The sequence below is a fragment of the Legionella septentrionalis genome, assembly GCF_003989745.1.
Taxonomy (GTDB): domain Bacteria; phylum Pseudomonadota; class Gammaproteobacteria; order Legionellales; family Legionellaceae; genus Legionella_A; species Legionella_A septentrionalis.
In genome coordinates, this window is record NZ_RZGS01000072.1 from 1 (window position 1) to 2,279 (window position 2,279).

Below are 2,279 nucleotides of genomic sequence, written 5' to 3' on the forward strand. Positions count from 1 at the left end.
ATGGGTGGACCATCATCCAAGGCTAAATACTACTTACTGACCGATAGTGAACCAGTACCGTGAGGGAAAGGCGAAAAGAACCCCGGAGAGGGGAGTGAAATAGAACCTGAAACCGTTTGCGTACAAGCAGTGGGAGCTAGGCTTAGGCTTAGTGACTGCGTACCTTTTGTATAATGGGTCAGCGAGTTACTTTCAGTGGCGAGGTTAACTTTATAGGGGAGCCGTAGAGAAATCGAGTCTGAATAGGGCGTTAGTCGCTGGGAGTAGACCCGAAACCGGGCGATCTAGCCATGTCCAGGATGAAGGTTGGGTAACACCAACTGGAGGTCCGAACCGGGTAATGTTGAAAAATTATCGGATGAGGTGTGGCTAGGAGTGAAAGGCTAATCAAGCTCGGAGATAGCTGGTTCTCCCCGAAAGCTATTTAGGTAGCGCCTTGTGGATGATTGCCAGGGGTAGAGCACTGTTTCGGCTAGGGGGCTGTCATGGCTTACCAAACCGATGCAAACTCCGAATACTGGCTAATTGGACCACGGGAGACACACGGCGGGTGCTAACGTCCGTCGTGGAGAGGGCAACAACCCAGACCGTCGGCTAAGGTCCCTAAGTTATGGTTAAGTGGGAAACGATGTGGGAAGGCATAGACAGCCAGGAGGTTGGCTTAGAAGCAGCCACCCTTTAAAGAAAGCGTAATAGCTCACTGGTCGAGTCGGCCTGCGCGGAAGATGTAACGGGGCTAAAACCATACACCGAAGCTGCGGATGTCGCGAATGCGATGTGGTAGGGGAGCGTTCTGTAGGTCTGTGAAGGTGCATTGAGAAGTGTGCTGGAGATATCAGAAGTGCGAATGCTGACATGAGTAACGATAATGAAGGTGAAAAACCTTCACGCCGGAAGTCCAAGGTTTCCTGCACGACGTTAATCGGAGCAGGGTGAGTCGGCCCCTAAGGCGAGGCGGAGACGCGTAGTCGATGGGAACCAGGTTAATATTCCTGGACTTTTTATAAGTGCGAAGGGGGGACGGAGAAGGCTAGGTGAGCCGGGCGTTGGTAGTCCTGGTGCTTGCATGTAGGGGGATAGGATAGGTAAATCCGTTCTATCATACTCTGAGGTGCGAAGCGGTTCTGACACTTAGGTGTGCGGAGAAGTCATTGAAGCCACGCTTCCAGGAAAAGCCTCTAAGCGATAGCTTATAGAGAACCGTACCGGAAACCGACACAGGTGGACAAGTAGAGCATACTGAGGCGCTTGAGAGAACTCGGGTGAAGGAACTAGGCAAAATGGTACCGTAACTTCGGGAGAAGGTACGCCTTTGCTGGTTAGTTGCTTTACGCAATGAAGCTGGTGGAGGCCGCAGAGACCAGGTGGCTGCGACTGTTTAATAAAAACACAGCACTCTGCAAATTCGTAAGAAGACGTATAGGGTGTGACGCCTGCCCGGTGCCGGAAGGTTAATTGATGGGGTTATCTGAAAGGAGAAGCTCTTGATCGAAGCCCCGGTAAACGGCGGCCGTAACTATAACGGTCCTAAGGTAGCGAAATTCCTTGTCGGGTAAGTTCCGACCTGCACGAATGGCGTAACGATGGCCACACTGTCTCCACCCGAGACTCAGTGAAATTGAAATTGCGGTGAAGATGCCGTATACCCGCGGCTAGACGGAAAGACCCCGTGAACCTTTACTACAGCTTTGCACTGGACTTTGACAATAACTGTGTAGGATAGGTGGGAGGCTATGAAGTGCGAACGCTAGTTTGCATGGAGCCGACCTTGAAATACCACCCTGTTGTTGTTGAGGTTCTAACTTGGTTCCATTATCTGGGACGAGGACAGTGTATGGTGGGTAGTTTGACTGGGGCGGTCTCCTCCCAAAGAGTAACGGAGGAGCACAAAGGTACCCTCGGTACGGTCGGACATCGTACCAAGAGTGTAAAGGCAAAAGGGTGCTTGACTGCGAGAGCGACGGCTCGAGCAGGTACGAAAGTAGGTCTTAGTGATCCGGTGGTTCTGAGTGGAAGGGCCATCGCTCAACGGATAAAAGGTACTCCGGGGATAACAGGCTGATACCGCCCAAGAGTTCATATCGACGGCGGTGTTTGGCACCTCGATGTCGGCTCATCACATCCTGGGGCTGAAGCAGGTCCCAAGGGTATGGCTGTTCGCCATTTAAAGTGGTACGCGAGCTGGGTTTAGAACGTCGTGAGACAGTTCGGTCCCTATCTGCCGTGGGCGTAGGAAAATTGAGAGGAGCTGCTCCTAGTACGAGAGGACCGGAGTGGAC

At 52.3% G+C, this 2,279-nt stretch carries 1 rRNA gene; it reads left to right on the forward strand.

Annotated features, from left to right (window positions below):
• Positions 1–2,279, forward strand: a 23S ribosomal RNA gene (locus tag ELY11_RS12230); the annotation flags it as partial.